This is a genomic window from Streptomyces sp. G7(2002) (genome assembly GCF_028870195.1).
Classification (GTDB): Bacteria; Actinomycetota; Actinomycetes; order Streptomycetales; family Streptomycetaceae; genus Streptomyces; species Streptomyces nigrescens.
This window is the reverse complement of the sequence record NZ_CP102609.1, coordinates 1690982-1711040: the sequence shown is the minus strand read 5'-3', so window position 1 is coordinate 1711040 and position 20059 is coordinate 1690982. Positions and strand designations below refer to the sequence as shown.

16 protein-coding genes are annotated in these 20059 nt (G+C 73.4%); 10 read left to right on the top strand and 6 right to left on the bottom strand.

Annotated features, from left to right (window positions below; translation table 11 throughout):
- A complete protein-coding gene (locus NUT86_RS06535; RefSeq protein ID WP_018090679.1) occupies positions 1 to 240 on the top strand; it encodes a DUF397 domain-containing protein in 240 nt (79 codons plus the stop codon).
- A gap of 115 nt (positions 241 to 355) precedes the next feature.
- Here the strand turns inward: NUT86_RS06535 and NUT86_RS06530 are convergent, their stop codons facing one another.
- Genes NUT86_RS06530 through NUT86_RS06520 form a run of 3 tightly spaced genes read right to left on the bottom strand, consistent with a single transcriptional unit; the run spans position 356 to position 2040 of the window.
- Entirely contained in the window at positions 356 to 1096 is a 741-nt protein-coding gene (locus tag NUT86_RS06530) for a leucine-rich repeat domain-containing protein (RefSeq protein ID WP_266441057.1), read from the bottom strand.
- Between the two features lie 39 nt (positions 1097 to 1135).
- Positions 1136 to 1864, bottom strand: coding sequence for a maleylpyruvate isomerase family mycothiol-dependent enzyme (locus tag NUT86_RS06525; RefSeq protein ID WP_274740391.1), 729 nt, complete (start codon positions 1862 to 1864; stop codon positions 1136 to 1138).
- Positions 1861 to 2040: a hypothetical protein gene (locus NUT86_RS06520; RefSeq protein ID WP_266441054.1), complete on the bottom strand. Its 180-nt coding sequence runs from the start codon at positions 2038 to 2040 to the stop codon at positions 1861 to 1863. Before NUT86_RS06520 ends, NUT86_RS06525 begins: the two co-directional genes overlap by 4 nt.
- Before the next feature lie 50 nt (positions 2041 to 2090).
- Here NUT86_RS06520 and NUT86_RS06515 point away from each other — a divergent pair, with 50 nt between their 5' ends.
- From NUT86_RS06515 to NUT86_RS06505, 3 genes are all read left to right on the top strand, one after another.
- Positions 2091 to 2699 carry a CGNR zinc finger domain-containing protein gene (locus tag NUT86_RS06515; RefSeq protein ID WP_159490665.1) on the top strand — a complete coding sequence of 203 codons (609 nt, stop codon included), beginning with the start codon at positions 2091 to 2093 and terminating at the stop codon, positions 2697 to 2699.
- Positions 2700 to 2708: 9 nt separating this feature from the next.
- A complete protein-coding gene (locus tag NUT86_RS06510) occupies positions 2709 to 3104 on the top strand; it encodes an ACT domain-containing protein (RefSeq protein WP_159490667.1) in 396 nt (131 codons plus the stop codon).
- A gap of 99 nt (positions 3105 to 3203) precedes the next feature.
- Positions 3204 to 3704: a hypothetical protein gene (locus NUT86_RS06505; protein ID WP_018090673.1), complete on the top strand. Its 501-nt coding sequence runs from the start codon at positions 3204 to 3206 to the stop codon at positions 3702 to 3704.
- 87 nt (positions 3705 to 3791) lie between these two features.
- On the opposite strand, the gene NUT86_RS06500 is transcribed toward NUT86_RS06505, so the two are convergent.
- Complete coding sequence (locus tag NUT86_RS06500; RefSeq protein WP_274734054.1) at positions 3792 to 5798, bottom strand: N-acetylmuramoyl-L-alanine amidase; 2007 nt, start codon at positions 5796 to 5798, stop codon at positions 3792 to 3794.
- A 335-nt stretch (positions 5799 to 6133) separates the two neighbouring features.
- Positions 6134 to 7267, bottom strand: coding sequence for an aminoglycoside phosphotransferase family protein (locus NUT86_RS06495; protein WP_078518674.1), 1134 nt, complete (start codon positions 7265 to 7267; stop codon positions 6134 to 6136).
- 285 nt (positions 7268 to 7552) lie between these two features.
- On the opposite strand from NUT86_RS06495, the gene NUT86_RS06490 reads away from it, so the two are divergent.
- Complete coding sequence (locus NUT86_RS06490; protein ID WP_093638597.1) at positions 7553 to 9082, top strand: DNA-binding protein NsdB; 1530 nt, start codon at positions 7553 to 7555, stop codon at positions 9080 to 9082.
- 179 nt (positions 9083 to 9261) lie between these two features.
- Here the strand turns inward: NUT86_RS06490 and NUT86_RS06485 are convergent, their stop codons facing one another.
- On the bottom strand, positions 9262 to 10728 hold the full coding sequence (locus tag NUT86_RS06485; protein WP_018090669.1) for a PP2C family protein-serine/threonine phosphatase: 1467 nt from the start codon (positions 10726 to 10728) through the stop codon (positions 9262 to 9264).
- Between the two features lie 312 nt (positions 10729 to 11040).
- Between NUT86_RS06485 and NUT86_RS06480 the strand changes: the two genes are divergently transcribed.
- From NUT86_RS06480 to NUT86_RS06460, 5 genes are all read left to right on the top strand, one after another.
- The gene (locus NUT86_RS06480; RefSeq protein ID WP_274734048.1) at positions 11041 to 12459 is read left to right on the top strand and encodes a HEAT repeat domain-containing protein; all 1419 of its coding nucleotides are present in this window, start codon (positions 11041 to 11043) and stop codon (positions 12457 to 12459) included.
- A 597-nt stretch (positions 12460 to 13056) separates the two neighbouring features.
- Entirely contained in the window at positions 13057 to 14184 is a 1128-nt protein-coding gene (locus NUT86_RS06475) for a glycosyltransferase family 4 protein (RefSeq protein WP_274734047.1), read from the top strand.
- Complete coding sequence (locus tag NUT86_RS06470) at positions 14181 to 15407, top strand: glycosyltransferase (protein WP_274734045.1); 1227 nt, start codon at positions 14181 to 14183, stop codon at positions 15405 to 15407. Before NUT86_RS06475 ends, NUT86_RS06470 begins: the two co-directional genes overlap by 4 nt.
- 23 nt (positions 15408 to 15430) lie before the next feature.
- Positions 15431 to 16363, top strand: coding sequence for an SGNH/GDSL hydrolase family protein (locus NUT86_RS06465; protein ID WP_274740390.1), 933 nt, complete (start codon positions 15431 to 15433; stop codon positions 16361 to 16363).
- A complete protein-coding gene (locus NUT86_RS06460; RefSeq protein WP_274734043.1) occupies positions 16360 to 19974 on the top strand; it encodes a hydantoinase B/oxoprolinase family protein in 3615 nt (1204 codons plus the stop codon). The genes NUT86_RS06465 and NUT86_RS06460 overlap by 4 nt, the downstream gene beginning before the upstream one ends.
- The last annotated feature ends 85 nt before the right edge of the window (positions 19975 to 20059 follow it).

Genomic DNA, 20059 nt, shown 5'->3' with positions numbered 1-20059 from the left:
GTGACCGACAGCATCACGGAGCAGCGGCTCGTGGGCGGGCCCAGGCCCGATCTCGATCTGACGCAGGCCGAGTGGCAGTCGAGCACCCAGGGCGTGGGCGGCGTCCAGATCGCCTTCGTCGAGGGCTATATCGCCATGCGCAACCGCCGCAGCCCCGAGGTCCCGGCGGTGATCTTCACCCCCGCCGAGTGGCGCGCCTTCGTCCTCGACGCGCGCGAGGGTGAATTCGACCTCACGTAGGCGGGCTCACGTAGGCGTGCTCACGTGGGGCGGGCTCATGTAGGCGTGCTCATGTGGGGCGTGTCTCCCGGCATGCAGGACACGCCCCGGCCGGGGACACCAGGAGCGGCCCTGGTCAGGTGAGCACCACGCACCCTCTCTCCCGGAGCGCCAGGACCGGTTCCGCCCCATCCGCCACGGAGTTCCAGCGCAGATCGAGCTTCTCCAGCGACGGCAGCTCCGCGATCCAGGGCGGCAGCACCGCGATCCGGTTGCCGCGCAGATCGATCCGGCGCAGCAGCGGCAGTGTGCGCAGCGCGTCGGGGACGTGGGGGAGGGCGTTGTCCCGTAGCTCCAGCACCCTCAGTTCGCGCAGCGCCGCCAGACTCCCCGGCAATGCCGTCAGCGCATTGCCGCCCAGCCACAGCTCCCGGAGCCGGTCGAGTCGCCCCAGCGACTCCGGGAGTTCGCTCAACTCCGCCTGCTGTGCGCGGAGTTCGACCAGCCCGGCCATCTCACCGAGCGTCGCCGGCAGCCGCCCGAGCGGGTTCTCGCCGACGTTGAGATAGCCGAGCCGGTCCAGTCCGCCGAGGGTGTCCGGCAGTGCGGTGAGCCGGTTGTCGTGCAGATAGAGGAAGCGGGTCAGCCCGGTGAGTTCGCCGATCTCGTCGGGGACAGCTGTCAGGGAGTTGTGGCCGAGGTCGAGGGTGTGCAGCGCACGCAGCCGGCAGAGTGCCGCCGGGATCTCGGTCAGGGCGTTGTCGGCGAGGATCAGCACCTCCCGGTCCGCGCGCCGCCAGGCCTCGGGCGGTACCGCACTCAGGCCCGCCTTCCAGAGGTTGAGGACGCGAGGACTGCCGGACTCGGGGCGGGACATGGGGCGAGGTTCCTTCCGGGGGAGGCGGTGCCGGATTCGCTACGGCCAGCCGAGCAGCTCGGGCAGCGGGGTGTCCGCTCCCGACCGGCGGCAGTCGAGCGGCTCGTGCGGCCTGCGGCCGGTCAGCCAGGCCGTGAGATCGGTGAGCGGGCCGCTCACCGTCACCGTCGGCGCGTCCCCGGAACCGTACTGCCGTGACAGCGTGCAGTCCGTGGCCGTCACGACGAGGTGCAGCTCCGCGGGGACCCGGGGCGCCATGTGGTCCAGGAGGTGGTGGCACAGCTCCTGCGGCCAGTCCAGCGGGCCGTGGCCGATGCCCGCGTCCGCCGTGTGGATCTCCAACTCCCGCCACCAGGCCAGCAATGCGGAGCGCAGATCGCCGTTGCGGTGCCGCACCGGCCGCGACCAGTCGCCCGGACCGACCGCCGCCCAGGCCGCGGACGCCTCGGCCAACGCGGCCCGTACGGCGTCCCCCAGCGCCGCGGCACCCCGCACCGCTCCGGCCTCGATCGCGGCATCGCGCGCCGGGCGCCCGCCGTCGTACGGCTCGATCAGCTCACCGCGCAGCCCGTACCGGGCCTGCCGGGCCAGGGCCAGACCGACGCCCTCGATGTGCGAGAGGACATGGGCGCGGGACCAGCCGGGCAGCTCGCTCGGCTCCCGCACCCCGTCGTCGGTCAGCGCGGGCAGCAGTGCGCGCAGCCGCTCCTGACCCGCCTCGATCGCGGTCCGTACCGCCTCGGCCGGCATCGTCCGCTCCGTCGTCATGGCCACCGCAGCTCCTTCGTCATGGCTCGCGGCTCGGGGGCCTGCGCCCGCGCGGCACCGACGAGCCGTGCGGTGAACGGTGCCACCGCGGCGTCGGGTGCCGTCGACGGCGGGAAGGCGGGCAGCTCGCCCGCGAAGACCGGTAAGTCACCCAGTAGTTGACGTATGCCGGCCACGCCGCCCCCTCAGCGAGTTAATGGTTGGCGGGGACATTACCATTAGCTCCATGACCGCAACACGGCTCGCTCTCGACCTCGCCGTCACCATCCGCCACGACGGGCACGGCGGCGTCGCCGATGACCTGGCCGGCCCGGAGGGGCTCGCGGACTGGGTGCGCGAGCGGGCCGCGCTGCTGGACTGCGCCGAGCGGCCGGTCACCGTGGACGAGGCACTGCACACCGCCGTACGGGAGCTACGGGCCGCGCTCCGGTCGCTGTTCGCCCGCGCCGTCCGGCCGGGACCGCCCAGCTCCGCCGACGCCCACCGGCTGCTCCCGGAAGCCGAGGCGATCCGCCGGCTGAACGCCGCCGCGGCCCTGGTCCCCACGGTGCCCCGGCTCAGCTGGGAGCCGGACGCGGGGCCCACGGTGCGGCTGCGGCCGGCCGGTTCCCCGCCGGCCGCCGACCGGATCGTCGCCGCGCTGGCCCGCGCCGCCCTCACCTTCCTCGACGGGCCGGACCGCGCCCTGCTGCGGGCCTGCCCCGCCCCGCGCTGTGTGCGCTACTTCGTCAAGGACCACGCCCGCCAGGAGTGGTGCACCCCCTCCTGCGGCAACCGCGCCCGGGTCGCCCGCCACCACGGACGCCGCCGGAAAGCGCAGGGCGACGCCCCGTAGGCTGGGGGCATGACAGGTGAACGCGACCTCCGGGCCCTTCTCAGCGGGATGCGTCCCGAGCGGAACGAGGGCCGTTACGTCTTTGCCAGCGTGCCCGGGGCCGTCCCCGAGGGGCTGACACCGGTGGTCACCGTCACCGAGCCCGAAGGCCGCACCCTCGTCGTCCACCAGGAAGAGGCCGACCGTGCGGGCCTGGCCTACGACTATGTCGCCGCCTGGATCACCCTGCGGGTGCACTCCGCGCTGGACGCCGTCGGACTGACCGCCGCCGTCGCCACCGCACTCGCCCAGGCCGGCCTCAGCTGCAATGTCGTCGCGGGCTTCCACCACGATCACCTCTTCGTGCCGTATGACGCGGCCGACGAGGCGCTGCGCCGGCTTCGCGCACTGGCCGACCAGGCCTGAGACCACCGGCCACCGGAGCGTCCGGCGGCGCCGCGCACGGGGTGTCGCTGACCCCGACGTCGGCGCGGCGCGCCCGGCCGGGCCACGTACGATGGCGGCATGTCCTTCCTCCGCCGCCGCAGCGCAGCCACGCCCGCCGGGCCTGACTTCGACGTCCTCGCCATGGACCCCGGGGACTGGCCGGGCAATCTCGGAGCCGGGCTGCTGCCCGCGCCCGACGGAAGCTGCCAGGGCGTCTTCCTCCGCTACGACCTGTTCGGCGGCCGCGGTCCCGCGATGATCATCGGCAATCTGCCGGAGGGCTCCCCGGCCCGCGAGCTCGAGGACGACCAGGTGCCCTTCGAGGTGGCCCAGCTGCTCGCGGCGCTCGGCAACGACGAACCGGTCACGGTCGTCGAGAGCGAGGACACCCCCGTGATGCACGAGGACAACCTGCTGATCGTCAAGCGCATCAAGTGCTCCGAGAGCCGGATCTCCTGCGCCCAGTTCGACCGCAGCGACGGTGTGCTGGTCACCATCGCCAGCTGGGACCGGCCGATCACCGACGACCTCTACGCCCTGCTCAAGCCGCTGCCGGCGGAGCTCTTCCAGCAGGGCTGAGCCCCGGCACAGCACCGGAGCGGACATGGTCGCGCCCGGGGGACGGTTCCCCCGCCCCCCGGGCGCGACGCGCTCACCCGACGGTGTTCAGGAAGCCGAGCGCCGCACCTCGACGTCGTCCGCCCGCACATAACCGACCCGGTGCCCGAGCTGGATCTCGTAGTAGACGTCCTTGCCGCGTACGACCGCGTGCTTGGTGACGTCGAAGGTCGGGGAGTAGAAGTACTCGCCCCGCATCCGGTCCCCGACCGCGTACTGCTGCCCGGCGGCGAGCTTGTACGGCAGCGGGGAGACCGCCTGGTAGGGAACCCCGGCCGGATAGGCCTCCTTCTCCGGGTACGCCCGGCCGTAGACCGGGATCTCTTCCCGCCCGGACTTCGGTACGGCGATCAGCCCCTTGGCGGGCACCGCCACCGGCTCGTCATGGGGATTGTGGAACCACGCCTTCTGCCCGAGGTACCAGATCGCCGTCCAGTCACCGGACCGGCCGGCCACCGCGAACCGCTGCCCCGTCGTGGCGCGGGCACCCGTGTCGTTCACACCGGTCGTCGAGGCCCTGCCGTCCGGGTGCAGTCCGACGTCCTTGACCAGCGGTGCGTCCTCGTCCGGCGCGCTGTACAGCCGGACCGCCGTGGAGCCGTGCGGCGCACAGGTGTCACCGGGCTTCGCGCAGCCGGTGTACACCGGCTGGTTCTCGTCGTAGTCGGGACGGATGGTGACCAGCCCGCCCCGCGGACCCGCGGTGGCCTTGAACGGCTTGCCCAGCAGGGCGAAGTAGTGTGCCCAGTCCCAATACGGGCCGGGGTCGGTGTGCATACCGGGGATGGTGGCCGTCGTCGTGCCGGGCACATTGTCGTGGCCCAGGATGTGCTGCCGGTCGAGCGGCACGTCGTACTTGCGGCTCAGATACTTCACCAGCCGGGCCGAGGCGCGGTACATCGCTTCGGTGTACCAGGCGTCCGGCGCGGCCAGGAAGCCTTCGTGCTCGATGCCGACGGAGTGCGAGTTGATGTACCAGTTGCCCGCGTGCCAGGCGACGTCCTTGGTCGGCACATGCTGGGCGATCAGACCGTCCGCGGAGCGGATCGTGTAGTTCCACGACACATACGCCGGGTCCTTGATCAGCTTCAGCGTGGTCTCCCAGGACCCCTCGGTGTCATGGATGATGATCGCGCTGACCCGCTGGTCCGCGGGGCGGTCCGCCTTGTCGTGGTTGCCGTAGTCACCGTCGCCGAACTCCTCGTACGGCGCGGGGACCGACTCGCAGGCGACGTTCCGCGGGCACTCCGGCTTGCGAGCGGCGGACGCCGCCGGGGCCTTGGCAGTCGGCGCGCTGAGACGTTTCTGCTGCGCGGCGTCGGGGGTCAGACCCGGCGCGGCGGCCAGCGTGACCCGCTGTCCCGCGTCGGTGGTACGGGCCTGGCCCTGGCGCATCACCGCGTACACCTCGTCCGCGAAGGCCTTACCGCTGTGCGCACTGTCCTGGCCTCCGTAGCGCGCCACCGCCGTGTACCACCGCGCCGGATCGCTGCCGGCGGGCATCCCCAGCTTCCGCTGCTCCGCGGCGAGCAGCGCCGCACCGCCGAGCACATTCGCCGCGGGGTCGGTGCGCAGCTTCCCGGCCGGAATCCCGGTCAGCTTCGCGGCCGTCGGCAACGTACGCAGCCGGGCCGGGAGTTCGGTGGGCAGCGCGGCCCGCTGCGCCGCGCCGGCCGGCACTCTCTTACGGCCCCGCGCCTCGTCGCCGCGTGCGTCCTCGTCGCCCTCGCTGAACTCCGGCGTCCGCGTCAGGGCCGTACGGGCGTCGGTCAGATGCATCGGACCGTAACCCCCGGAGACACTGGGCGCGCCGCCGTGACCGTCCCAGCGGGACTCCAGGTACGAGACGCCGAGCAGCACACTGCGCGGCACATGGAAGCGGGCGGCGGCATCGGTGAAGGCCTGTTGCAGCGCGTCCGTCCGGGGCTGTCCGGCCTGTGCGGACGGTGCTCCCGAGAGCGGCAGCAGCAGCACCGCGGCCGCGACCGCGGTGGCGGATCTCCGCAGGGCGGGGCGGGGGACTCTCTTCTCGTCTTCCGGGGCGGATCCTTGCAAAGCAACCTCCTCGAGCCGGCCCGAGCCGGGGCGGTGTGACGGTGGGTGCGCAAACGGCCGCACGGGCGGGACCCGAGACTAGAGCCCCCTGTCGGCTTAGAGCTATACGTTTGCCGACAGTCCGTCAATCACCGCGCCGGTTCGGGATTCCGCATGTCAGGGCGTCTCCAGAGGAGCCTTCCCGGACCGGTGCCGGGCCTGCGGAGCGTCAGTGGAATGGACCAATGACCTTGCCCTCGCGGACGGTGAGGAGAAGAGCTGGTGAGGGACCGGCGGACAAGGGTGAGCGGCGCACCCCGTGCCCGGGCGCGCCGCTCACAGTCCCCCCTCGGCGGTCAGCGGGTGCCGACCGCCGCCCTGACCGCACGCCGCGCCATCTGGCAGTCGTCGTGCAGCCGGCGCAGGAGCAGCCGCTGCTCCTCGCCCGCCGCCGGCACACCGGGTTGTCCCGGACCCGGTGTCCCCGTCGGCGTGGGCTCGCGCATGGTCCGCTGGACCGCGGTTTCATAGCGCCGGATCTCGCGGGTGAGCACCAGCATCAGATTGACCAGGAAGGCGTCCCGCGAGGCCGGTCCGGCGTTCTGGGCGAGCTGGCTGATGTGGCGGCGGGCCACCGGCGCGTCACCGAGTACCGACCACAGCGTCGCCAGGTCGTAGCCCGGCAGGTACCAGCCCGCGTTGTCCCAGTCCAGCAGCACCGGGCCCGCGGGGGACAGCAGCACGTTGTTCAGCAGCGCATTGCCGTGACAGAACTGGCCCTGGGTGTGCGACAGACCGTGCATCAGCTTCTGCAGATCGCCCAGGTCCCGGTCGGTGAGCAGCCCCAGGTCGTGATAGCGGCCGATCCGGCCCGCGTAGTCCAGCGGGGTGTCGAACAGCCCGGACGGCGGACGCCAGAGATTGATCCGGCAGATCGCCCCGAGCGCGGCCCGTACGTCCGCACGGGGCGGGGCCTCGGACGGGTGCCGGGTTAGGGACGCGACCCGGCCGGGCATCCGCTCCATGATGAGCGTGCAGTTGTCGGGGTCGGCCGCCACAAGCCGCGGCACCCGTACCGGCGGACGATGCCGGACGAATGCGCGGTATGCACTTATTTCCTGCCGGAACCTTTCCGCCCAGGCCGGAGACTGGTCCAGTAAACACTTGGCGACCGCGGTCATCCGGCCCGTCGTCCCCACGAGGAGGACGGATCTGCCGCTGCGACGCAGCACCTGCACCGGATTGAACTCCGGGCAGATGCGGTGCACCGAGGCGACGGCGGCGCGCAGCTGGGCGCCCTGGGGGCCGGACAAGTCGAGCCTCCCGCTGAGCGGTTGGGCACCCGTCCCCTGAACCCGCCGGGTACGGCCGCCGGGGAGACCGGTGACCGCCCCCACGGAGGGGGAGGGGTCGAGATACGGCCCGCCTCCGGTGGGGTGCGGGCGGTGCGGCCGGGTGGGGACGGTCACGGCGGACGATGCTGCATACATGGGTGAGACAGATCCCTTCGTGCGCCGGCGAGTTGCGTGCGCTCCCCGGCCCGGTGGTGGGAACCCGTGAACGGGCCCCGTGCAGGAGGCCGATCCAGGGTCCCTGTGAAGGGCGCGCACCCTGGGGAATGCGGTCCCGCCACCAGGCCGGGGGCGGCATGTCTACAGAACACGTGGCTGCGGGTGGCAGACCATCTGGCGCAGGGTGGCGAACCCTGGCGAATGGACACAGCGCATGTCACCGGCCGTTACTGTCAAATCAGTCGAGGAACCTGGGGGCTTGACGTGGACAGGCAGCCGAACACCCGTCTCGCGGACCTTTTCGGCCTGGCCGGCTGGTCCAAGGGAGAGCTGGCGAGACTGGTCAACCGGCAGGCGGCGGCCATGGGCCATCCGCAGCTGGCGACCGACACCTCACGAGTGCGGCGCTGGATCGACATGGGGGAGACCCCACGAGATCCGGTGCCCAAGGTTCTGGCTTCCCTGTTCACCGAGCGCCTCGGCCGTGTCGTAACCATCGAGGACCTCGGGTTCGCAAGAACCGGTCGCTCGGGGAAGCGGCAGGCCATGGACGGTCTGCCGTGGGCTCCCGAACGGACCGCTGCGGTCCTCACGGAATTCACGGGAATGGACCTCATGCTCAACCGACGCGGCTTGGTGGGTGCGGGCGCTGCGCTCGCCGCGGGTTCCGCACTCACCGGCGCCATGTACGACTGGCTGCACACCGACCCGACACCGGCCGGCGCCCCACGCCACGACGCCCCGTTCGCTTCCGACTCCTTCGACGAACTCGACCAGATCGGCCTCGACCGCTACGAGGCGGCCCCCGTGGGGTCGCAGGAGATCGATGCGCTGGAGCGCTCGGTCGAGGTGTTCCGCGCCTGGGACGCGGCCCGCGGTGGCGGGCTGCAGCGCAAGGCCGTGGTGGGCCAGCTCAACGAGGTGGGCGGCATGCTCGCCTACCGCCACCCCGAGCATCTGCAGCGCAGGCTGTGGGGGGTGGCCGCCAATCTGGCGGTGCTGGCCGGCTGGATGTCCCACGACGTGGGCCTGGAGCCCACCGCCCAGAAGTACTTCATCATCGCCGCCCATGCGGCCCGCGAGGGCGGCGACCGCCCCCGTGCCGGTGAGGCGCTCTCCCGTGCCGCCCGCCAGATGGTCCATCTGGGTCGCCCGGACGACGCACTGGATCTGATGAAGCTGGCCAAGTCCGGTTCCGGCGAGGAAACCCTGCCGCGCACCCGCGCCATGCTGCACACCATCGAGGCCTGGGCGCAGGCCTCCAAGGGGCAGGGGCAGGCGATGCGCCGCACCCTGGGCGAGGCGGAGGACCTGTTCGTCTCGGACAAGGGCGATGTGCCGCCGCCGAGCTGGATGCAGATGTTCGACGAGGCGGATCTGCACGGCATGCAGGCGCTGGCGTTCCGTACCCTCGCCGACCACGATCCCTCGGTCGCCCGGGTTGCCCAGCACCACGCCAAGCGGGCGCTGATACTGCGGGAGAACGGCCGTCAGCGGTCGCAGATCTTCGACTACATCTCGATGGCGTCGGCCTGCTTCATCGGCAACGACCCCGAACAGGCCGACCGTTACGCCAGGCTGGCGCTGGTGTCCATCGGGGAGAACTCCTCGCAGCGGACCTGGGACCGGCTCCGTGAAATGTTCCGGCTCACGGGGCAGTACGCGAGCTACGCCAAGATCCAGGACCTGCGCGAGGAGATCCAGGATGTCCTGCCGAAGGCGAAGCCCAAGTCCAAGGGGTCGGGCCTCGGTCCCGGTATCGGAGCGGGCCTCGGCAAGAACTTCTCGGCCTGAGGCGGGCGGTGACACGCGGGCGGTCGCACGGAGGGTGACGGTGCGTCACCTGTAGCCGCAGGTGGCGAAACGTCCTCCGTGAACCTGCCGCCTCACCTGCCCACCGCCGGTCCGCCGGGCCGACGTCACCAGGGCGGGCGCCGGAGGCACCGCTCCGCCGTCCGCTGCCGCGAGGTGTGTCAGCCGCCGACCCTGGCGATCAGCACACAGGCGTCGTCCTCGCGCTCGGCGGTGCCGAACTCCTCGACGACGATGCGGACGCTGTCCTGGGCACTGCGCGCGGCGGCGAACCGCGGCGCCAGGGCGAGGAGCCGCTCGGCACCCTCATGGGCGGCATCCGCGCCCTGCGCACGGCGCGGGACGAGGCCGTCGGTGTGCAGGACGAGGAGGTCGCCGGGCTCCAGTTGCTCGGTGTGCTGGGTGTAGGACGCACCCGAGGTCGCCCCGAGGAGTACCCCCTCGGGCGGGTCCAGCGCGCGCCCCGTGCCGCCGCGGAACAGCAGCGGTGCGGGGTGCCCCGCCTGGGCCCACTCCAGCGTCCGCGCGGCCGGGTCGAACCGGCCGCACACCGCGCTGCCCAGCGCCGGCTGCGCGGCGCTGTCCAGCAGTTGGTTGAGGAAGCCCATCAGGGGTCCCGGCCGGTGTCCGGCGACCGCCATACCGCGCAGCGCGCCGAGCACCATGGCCATTCCGGACGTGGCGGTGACGCCGTGCCCGGTGAGGTCGCCGACGCTCAGCAGGGTGCTGCCGTCCGGGAGTTGCAGTGCGTCGTACCAGTCGCCGCCGATCAGGTCGCGGGTGCCGGACGGCAGATAGCGCCCGGCGAGGTCGAGGGCCACCGGGCCGCCGTGCGGGAACCGCAGGGAGCCGCGCCACGGCGGCAGCACAGCTTCCTGCAGCTCGACCGCAAGCCGGTGCTCGGTCTGCGCGATCTGCCGCTCGCGGTGCAGCGAGTCACGGGTCTCGCGTACCGCCTGCTGGCTGCGGCGCAGCTCGCTGACGTCCCGCAGCACGGCCCACATGCATGCGGTACTGCCGTCGGCGTCGAGCACCGGCTCGCCCACCATGTGCACCGTGCGCAGACTCTCGTCGGGGCGCACGATGCGGAATTCGCCGTCGATCGGCCGGCCGTCCACCAGACAGTCCGTGACCATCGTGGCCAGCCCGTCCTGGTCCTCGGGGTGCACCAGGGACGGCAGCTCGTCGAGGGTGAGCGGCCCGTCGGACGGGGCCCGGCCGAACATCGCGAACAGCTCGTCGGACCAGCTGACCTCGTCGGTGAGCAGATTCCACTCGGCGCTGCCCACCCGGCGCAGCAGCGCGCCGCGCTCATGCGGCTCGGGCTCCGGCGGGGCCGGGGGCGGTCCGGTCTCCGGTGCCGGGGCGTCCGCGCTTCCGGCGGGCAGGCCCTCTCTCAGCTGGTCGAGATGGCCCCCGAGGTCGTCGAGGTGGTGCACCGCGAGATCGCACAGGGCCCGCTGCCAGCGCAGCTGCGGGTCGGCGAGGAGGTCGGTGTCCACCGTGGACTCCCGGCGGACCGCGTCGAGGCCACCGCGCAGGCGGCGGGCCTGCGTGATGAGTGCCTCGACCGTCTCACGCTCGGGGGGCCGGTCGGCTGAGTGATCCGCGAAGAGAGGGGACGGCATGACGTACTCCGTGATCAGGCGGCGCCGGGCTGAAGGGCCGGTAACGACTGTTGCACAGGCGGCGACGGTCCGTAAGGGATTTGGCACTACCCGATACGGTGGTGCATCTGGCATATGCCACCGGCCTTCCTGGGGCAACCCCGGGGCGAATCGGCGGAATGACGGCTTCCACGCTAGGCTTCGGCCGCCGTACAGCAGGCGGTCCCGCCGATCCATGGTGGGAACGAGGCATACGGCCCGTGGTCACCGGCAAGAATGCCGGTCAGCGGAAATCCCGTTGCCAGCCTGTCCCCCGCACCGGATGCTGACCTCATGTTCGATCCAGACATAGCGCCCAGTGGCACCCTGCTCGGCCTCCTGCAGCGAGGCCGCGGCGACGGGACCCTGCATGCCCTCGCGGCGCCGCGGGCCGAGGCGCTCGCGGCACTCAACGACAGCGTGCTGCGCGACCCCCGGCGCGACTGGCAGGTCGAGAACCGCTCGCTCTACTACGCACGCCTCTACATGCAGCTCGACGGCGGGCTCGAGCAGATCGAACGCCATCTCTTCCACCCCGACGACCTCGTCGACACCGGCGAGGAGCGCACCGGCCTGGCCCTCGCCGTCCTCGGCCACCTCGCCGCGTACGGCAGGGACGCCGCCCGGCTGCTGCTGCGCAGCTATGCCGCGGCCGGCAGCAACTGGCGCTGGGCCCTGGACGAGCTTGCGCTGCGTGACGACGATGCCGGGCTGATGACCCTCGCCCCCGCCGTCCTTGCCCGCTTCCCCGAGACCGAGGAGGGCGAGGCCGAGCTGGCCGCCGCCGTCCGCGACGCCTTCGAGCCCCGGCCCTGGCGGCTGTGGGCCGAGGACCCCCGTTACCGCGCGCGCCTGGCCGCCGCCGGGGAACAGGGCTCCTTCGACCGCTGGCAGCGGCAGCTGCGACCCAGCGGGCCGCGGCCCGGCTGGAGCGTGACCGAGGTGCTGGAGTGGGCCCAGCAGGGCCTGGAGCTGGAGCCCGCGGAGCAGCGGCACCACGCCGCCGCCCGCTGCCTGGGCGCCGTCGCCGGCCCCGAGGACCGCCCCGAGCTGCTGCGCGCCGCGCACAGCGCCCCGGACGCGGCGCGCGCCGCCGTGCTCCACCACCTCGCCGAGCGCGGCGACCCGGCCACCCTCGACCTGATCGAGGCCGCGGTGGCCGACCTCTTCTCCTCCGAGCAGCTGGTCTCCGCCGCGCTCGCCGCCTTTACCCGGATGCGCAGTGTGGCCGCCATCGAGCGGGCCCGTATCTGGGCGCCGCGTACGGACCGGCTGGGCGCGGCCGCCGCCGCGGTGCTCGCCCGCCGCGGCGGGCTGCGCGACGCCGAGCCGGTGCTGGCCGCGCTGCGCAGGACCGTGCGCGAGGAGGGGCCGGACGCGGACGGCCTGTGGGAGCTGGTCGACGGCACCGGCCGCCTCGGCGTCGGCTGCGCCGCCCCCGTCCTGCGGCACATCTACCGCGAGACCTCTTCCTCCCACCTCCGCGGCCGGGCCGCCGGGGCACTCGCCGCCACCGACCCCGGCTTCGCGGCCGGCTTCGCCGTCGAGTGCCTGTGGGACTGCGAGGAGACCACCAGAGAACTGGCCGCCCGGTACGCCGCCACCGGCGACGACCGGGTCGTCGAACAGCTGCGGCGCCTGGCCGCCGACCCGGCGGAGGAGGACGAGGTCCAAACGGCCGTCCGCAGCCGAATCGGACCCGAGGGGTCCTAGGCTCTTCCCACGTTCTCGGCTGTACCACCGTGGTGGCTTCTCGCCGTTGAGCCTCCGCTGCGCGGGGCGTGGGCTCGGGTGAAGCTTGCGAGTGCCTCGCCGTTGCGCCTGCGGCGGGCCGGTCCGCTGCGCGGGGCTGTTGGGGTGCGGTGACGGACCTCCGCGGGTGGGGGTGTCCGGACTGCTTCGCTTTACGTCCGGACACCCCCACCCGCTCCGGCCCGTCCCCTCCCGTGGGGGGAGGGAAGAAACCTTGGTGGGAGTGCATGCCGGTGGTCCCCTGCTCCTCGCGAAGCAGGAGTGAAATCACCGCCTACGGACGCTCGCCCCCACCTACCTGTACTCACTCCCCCAACGGGAGGGGACGGGCCGGAGGGGCCTGGTGTGTGGACGTAAAGCGAAGCAGTCCACACACCAGGCCCCGGAGGTCCGTCACCGCACCCACAAACCACCCAGCCCGCCGCAGGCGCAACGGCGAGCAACACCCACGGCGGGAAAGCCGAAAACGCGGGGCCAAAGGCAAAGCGCAGCGGAACGTTCTCCGGCAGGAAAGATCCCTTTGGCTCCCTCCACGCACGGCGCGCCGACAACAGCCGTATGCGTGTCGTCCTCGTCACCGAATCCTTCCCGCCCGATGTCAACGGCGTCTCCCACTGCGCCCTGCAAACCGCCCGGCACCTCGTCCGGCGCGGCCACGATCCGCTGGTCATCGCGCCGCTCGGGGGTGCTTCGGCGGATGCCGGTACGGACGAGAGTCCCTGCCCCGTCGTCCGGGTGCCCTCCATGCCGCTGCCCGGCTATCCGCAGGTGCGGATCGCGCTCCCCGGGCGCCGGCTGTCCGCGGCGCTCGACGGGCACCGCCCCGACCTGGTGCACCTGGCCAGCCCCTTCGTCCTCGGGGCCCGCGGGATGGCGGCCGCCGCCCGCCGTCAGGTGCCCGCGATCGCCGTCTACCAGACCGATCTGGGCCGCTATGCCCGCACCTATCTCGGCGGTGGCGCGGCCACGGCCTGGCGGCGCATCCGGGCGGTGCACGCGGCCGCCGACCGCACCCTGGCGCCCTCCAGCGCGGCGCTGCTGGATCTGACCGAGAACGGGGTGCCACGGGTCCACCTGTGGCCGCGCGGTGTCGACTCCGAGCGGTTCCACCCCGGGCGGCGCGACGCGGTGCTGCGCAGCTCACTGACCGCGGGACGGGAGCTGCTGGTGGGGTACGTGGGGCGGCTCGCGCCGGAGAAGGACGTCCGGATGCTGGCCGAGACCTCGCGGCTGCCGGGCGTACGCACCGTCGTCATCGGCGAGGGCCCCAGCGCCGCCGGGCTGCGCACCGCGCTGCCGGAGGTCCGTTTCCTCGGCCGCCGCACCGGAGACGAACTCGCACGTCTCTACGCGTCGTTGGATGTCTTTGTGCATACCGGGCCGTACGAGACGTTCTGCCAGACCGTGCAGGAGGCGATGGCCTCCGGTGTGCCGGTGGTGGCGCCGCGGGCGGGCGGTCCGATGGACCTGGTGGACCACGGCCGTACGGGGCTGCTGGTGACGCCCGGCGACGGCGGCGCGTTCCGGGACGCGGTGCGCTTCCTCGCGGACAGCGTCGAGGTGCGCGAACGGTTCGGCGCCGCGGCCCGCGGGGCCGTCGCGGACCGCACCTGGGAGGCGGTCGGTGACCAGCTCCTGGGGCACTACGAGGCCGTGCTCAGCGACCGGACGGCGGTGGCGGCATGACCGCGCGACGCGGCACCGGGGCGGGTCTGCGGATCGTCCGGATCGCCAACTTCGTCACCCCGGCCTCCGGCGGGCTGCGCACCGCGCTGCGCGAGCTCGGCGCGGGCTACCGGGCCGCCGGGCACGAGCCGGTGCTCATCGTCCCCGGCCCGCCAGGGGCGGACGGGACGGCCGGACTCCGCGACGAACTCACCGGGCAGGGACGGGTGATCACCGTGCCGGGGCCCGAGCTGCCGGGCAGCGGCGGCTACCGCGTGCTCACCGACCGCCGCCGGCTGGAGCGGCTGCTGCACTCGCTGGCCCCCGACCGGCTGGAGGTCTCCGACCGTACGACGCTGCGCTGGACGGGGGAGTGGGCGCGCCGGGCGCGGGTGCCCGCGGTGATGGTCTCCCACGAGAGTGTGGACGGGGTGCTGCGTACCTGGGGTGTGCCGCAGCCGCTCGCCCGCGCCGCCGCGGACCGGCTCAACCGCCGTACGGCGCACGCCTACAGCCGGGTCGTGTGCACCACCGAGTGGGCGGCGGCGGAGTTCGTCCGGGCCGGTGCGCGCAATGTGGTGCGCGCACCGCTCGGTGTCGATCTCGCGGCCTGGCACCCGGACTGCCGCAGCGCCGCGCTGCGGCGGCACTGCGCGGGCCGGGCGGAGTTCCTGCTGCTGCTCTGCTCCCGGCTGTCGCAGGAGAAGCGGCCGGGCCGGGCCCTGGACGCGCTGGCGGAGCTGCGGCGGCGCGGGGTCGACGCGGCGCTGGTGGTGGCCGGTGACGGGCCGCTGCGGGCACGGCTGGAGGCCCGGGTGCGGGCCGAGCGGCTGCCCGTGGCGTTCCTCGGCCATCTCGCCGACCGCTCCCGGCTCGCCGCGCTGCAGGCCGGCGCCGATCTCGCGCTGGCACCCGGCCCGGCCGAGACCTTCGGGCTGGCCGCCCTGGAGGCGCTGGCCTGTGGCACACCGGTGGTCGCCAGCGCGGCGTCGGCGCTGGCGGGCCTGGTCGGCAGCGGCGGGGACACGGCGCTCGACGACGGGCCGTCCTTCGCCGATGCGGTCCAGCGGGTCCTGGCCCGGCCGGAGCCCGCCCGGCGCGCCGCCGCCCGACGGCGTGCCGAGGGTTACGGCTGGCAGCCCGCCGTCGACGCCTTTCTGGCGGCGCACGACGCGCCCGCACCGGTCGGCAGGCCGGTCGCCGCGGCCGCGCCGCATCCGGCCGGCCCGTTGGGCGGGTGGTGACGGTGGGCTCCGAGGGGGCGGTGATACCGGCGCAGGCGCCGGACGGGGGGCGGTCCGCGGCCCCGGGCTGCTTTGTCGCGCTCGGTGATTCCCTGACCGAGGGGCTCGGCGACCCGGTACCGGGCGGTGGCTGGCGCGGCTGGGCCGCCCTGCTGGCCGAGGCGCTGGGCGAACGGCCCGGGAGCGTCCCGCTGGTGAATCTGGCGCGGAGCGGGGCGCAGGCCGCCGATGTCGCCGAACGGCAGCTGCCCGCGGCACGGGCGCTCGGCCCGCGCTTCGCCTCGCTGCTCGTGGGGGCGAACGACACCCTGCGCGCCGCCTTCGCCATCGAGCGGATCGCGGCCGCGCTGGACCGGGCGCACGGTGCGCTGAGTGCCGACGGGGCCGTGGTGCTGACGGCATGTCTGCCCGATCCGGGCCGGATGCTGGGGCTGCCCGCGCCGCTGGCCCGTCCGCTGGGACGCCGGATGCGTGCCGTGAACACCGTCGTCCATGCGGTGTCCGCCCGCTACGGGGGCGTGCATCTGCACCTCGCCGACCACGCCTGGGTCGCCGACCGGGCCTCCTGGAGCGTGGACCGGCTGCACCCCAGCGAGCACGGCCACCGGCTGCTGGCCCGCGGCTTCCACACGGCGCTCGCCGCCACCGGCCTGCCCGTCGGACCGCCGCCCGCGCTCACCCTCGACGGGCCGCCGCCGACCCGCGCCGGCTCCGTGCTGTGGATGGCGACCCGGGGGACCCGCTGGGTCGCCGACCGGTGTACGGATCTGCTGCCCGGGCTGGTCGGTCTCGCGTTCCAGGAGTGCCGGCACGGTCTGGCCGGATCCGGGCGCCTGCTGGACGCCGCCGCCGACCGTGCCACCCGCTCCGCGCTCGCCGCGCTGGGCCGGACGGACGGCGCGGGGGCCGGCAAAGACCCCTCGATGACGAAGGGCGCTGCGACAATGGCGGGATGACCGGACGCTGGGAGTTCTGGATCGACCGGGGTGGCACGTTCACGGACGTCGTCGGCCGGCGGCCGGACGGGCGGCTGGTCACCACCAAGCTGCTCTCGCACCATCCGGAGCGCTACCGGGATGCCGCGGTGGCCGGTGTCCGGATGATGCTGGGGCTCGGCCCGGACGAACCGGTGCCCGCCGAGAAGGTGTCCGTCGTCAAGATGGGCACCACCGTCGCCACCAACGCCCTGCTGGAGCGCAAGGGCGAACCGACGGTACTGCTGATCACCGAAGGCTTCCGGGACGCCCTGCGGATCGCCTACCAGAACCGGCCGCGGATCTTCGACCGGCGGATCGTGCTGCCCGAGGCGCTCTACGACCGGGTGATCGAGGTACCGGAGCGGATCGGCGCACAGGGCGAGCTGGTCCGGCCGCTGGACGTGGACGAGGTCCGCCGGGCGCTGGTCCGGGCCCGCGCGGACGGTCTGCGCAGCGCCGCCGTCGTCCTGCTGCACGGCTACCGCCACGCCGAGCACGAGCAGGCCGTCGCCGAGCTGGCCCGGCGCGCCGGCTTCGCCCAGGTCAGCTGCTCGCACGAGGTCAGCCCGCTGATGAAGCTGGTGCCGCGCGGCGACACCACCGTCGTCGACGCCTACCTCTCCCCGATCCTGGGCCGCTATGTCGACGAGATCGCCGCCCAACTCCCCGGCATCCGGCTGATGTTCATGCAGTCCAACGGCGGGCTGCGGCAGGCCGCGCACTTCCGCGGGAAGGACGCGGTGCTGTCCGGGCCCGCGGGCGGCGTCGTCGGGATGGTCCGTACGGCCGCCGAGGCCGGCGGCGGCCACGACCGGGTCATCGGCTTCGACATGGGCGGCACCTCCACCGATGTGTCGCACTACGCCGGCGAGTTCGAGCGGGTCTTCGGCAACGAGGTCGCGGGCGTACGGATGCGCGCCCCCATGATGAACATCCACACCGTCGCGGCCGGCGGCGGCTCGGTGCTCCACTTCGACGGCCGCCGCTACCGGGTCGGTCCCGACTCGGCCGGCGCGGACCCGGGACCGGCCTGCTACCGGCGCGGCGGCCCGCTCACCGTCACCGACGCCAATGTGATGCTCGGCCGCATCCAGCCCGCGCACTTCCCGGCGGTGTTCGGCCCGGACGGTGACCAGCCGCTGGACGCCGAGGCGGTCCGCACCCGCTTCGCGGAACTGGCCGAGCGGGCCGCCGCCGAGGCCGGGGACGACCGCGGACCCGAGGAGGTCGCGGCCGGGTTCCTCGACATCGCGGTGCTCAACATGGCCAACGCCGTCAAGAAGATCTCCGTCCAGCGCGGCCATGACATCACCCGCTACGCCCTCACCAGCTTCGGCGGAGCCGGCGGCCAGCACGCCTGCGCGGTCGCCGACGCGCTGGGCATCGACACGGTGCTCGTCCCGCCGCTGGCCGGGGTGCTCTCCGCGTACGGCATCGGGGTCGCCGACGCCACCGCGATGCGCGAGCAGGCCGTCGAGGCGGAGTTCACGGACCCCGCGGCCCTGCGCCGCGTCCAGGAGGTGTGCGACTCCCTCGCCGCGCAGACCCGGCGCGAACTCCACGACGACGGGGTGCCGGACGCCTCGGTCACCACCCGCGCCCGGGTGCTGATCCGCTACGCCGGGACCGACTCCACGATCGGCGTCCCGCTGGCCGACGCCGACACCATGGCCGCGGAGTTCGTCCGGGCGCACCGCGAGCGCTACGCCTTCACCATGGACAAACCGCTGGTGGCCGAGGCGGTGTCGGTCGAGGCGCTGGGAGCGCCCGGCGGTGCCGGGGAGCATGAGACGCAACCCGGCGACAGGGAAGGGGAGTTGACGCCCGCCGCGACGATCCGGATGTACACCGGCGGCAGCTGGCAGGACACCGGCCTCTACCGGCGCACCGACCTGCGCCCCGGCGACACCCTCACCGGCCCGGCCGTCATCGCCGAGGAGGACGCGACCACGGTCCTCGACCCGGACTGGCAGGCGGCCATGGGCGACCGCGGACACCTCACACTGACCCGGACCCGCGCGCGCACCGACCGGGTCGCGGTCGGCACGGCGGCCGACCCGGTGATGCTGGAGGTCTTCAACAGCCTCTTCATGGCCATCGCCGAGCAGATGGGCGTCCGCCTGGAGAACACCGCACACTCCGTCAACATCAAGGAACGCCTCGACTTCTCCTGCGCCCTCTTCGACGCCGACGGCAATCTGATCGCCAACGCCCCGCACATCCCCGTGCACCTGGGCTCGATGGGGGAGTCCATCAAGGAGGTGCTCAGGCGCCGCGGCGACGAGATGCGGCCCGGCGATGTGTACGCGATCAACGATCCGTACCACGGGGGCACCCACCTCCCCGACGTCACCGTCGTCACCCCCGTCTTCGACACCGACGGGGACACCCTGCTGTTCCTGGTGGCCTCCCGCGGACACCACGCCGAGATCGGCGGCATCACCCCGGGCTCGATGCCCGCCTTCAGCAGCACCATCCAGGAGGAGGGCATCCTCTTCGACAACTGGCTGCTGGTGCGCGACGGCGAACTGCGCGAGGACGCGACCCGCGAACTGCTCGCCGCCGGCCCCTACCCCTCCCGCGCGCCGGACGCCAACCTCGCCGATCTGCGGGCCCAGATCGCCGCCAACGAGAAGGGCATCCAGGAACTGAGGCGGATGACCGAGCAGTTCGGGCTGGACGTCGTCCAGGCCTATATGGGGCACGTCCAGGACAACGCCGAGGAATCGGTCCGGCGGATCATCGCCCAGTTGTCGGACGGCAGCTACCGCTACGACACCGACAGCGGGGCCGAGATCCATGTCGCGCTGACCGTCGACCGCGCCGCCCGCAGCGCCGTACTGGACTTCGCCGGCACCTCACCCCAGCAGCCCGGCAACGCGAACGCGCCCAGCTCGGTGGTGATGGCGGCGGTCCTGTACGTCTTCCGCACCCTGGTCGCCGACGACATCCCGCTCAACAGCGGCTGCCTCAAGCCCGTACAGGTCCGCATCCCGGAGGGCTCGATGCTCGCCCCCGTCTTTCCGGCGGCCACCGTCGCGGGCAATGTGGAGACCTCCCAGGCGGTCACCGGTGCGCTCTACGCCGCGCTCGGCGTCCAGGCCGAGGGCTCGGGCACCATGAACAACCTCACCTTCGGCAATGACCGGGTGCAGTACTACGAGACCGTCGCCAGCGGTTCGGGCGCCGGCGACGGCTTCGACGGCGCGGATGCCGTACAGACCCATATGACCAACTCCCGGCTGACCGACCCCGAAGTGCTGGAGTGGCGCTACCCCGTCCGCGTCGACAGCTTCGCCATCCGCTCCGGCAGCGGCGGTACGGGCCGCTGGCACGGCGGCTGCGGTGTCGAGCGCCGGCTGCGCTTCCTGGAGCCGATGACCATCGCCCTGTTGACCAACCACCGCCGGGTCGCGCCGTACGGCATGGCGGGCGGCGCCCCGGGTGCGCTGGGCGTCAACTCCATCGAGCGGGCGGACGGTACGCACGAAACCCTGGCGGGCTGTGACGCGGCGGACGTCGGCGTGGACGATGTGCTGGTGCTGCGCACACCGGGCGGCGGGGGGTACGGGGCGCCGGCGGGCGGCTGACGGCCCCGGGGCACAGGGGCGCGGGGAACTGCGCGACCGGCCACGACGCAGCCGCAGCCGCATCACGGCACTTCTCGGCACGCCC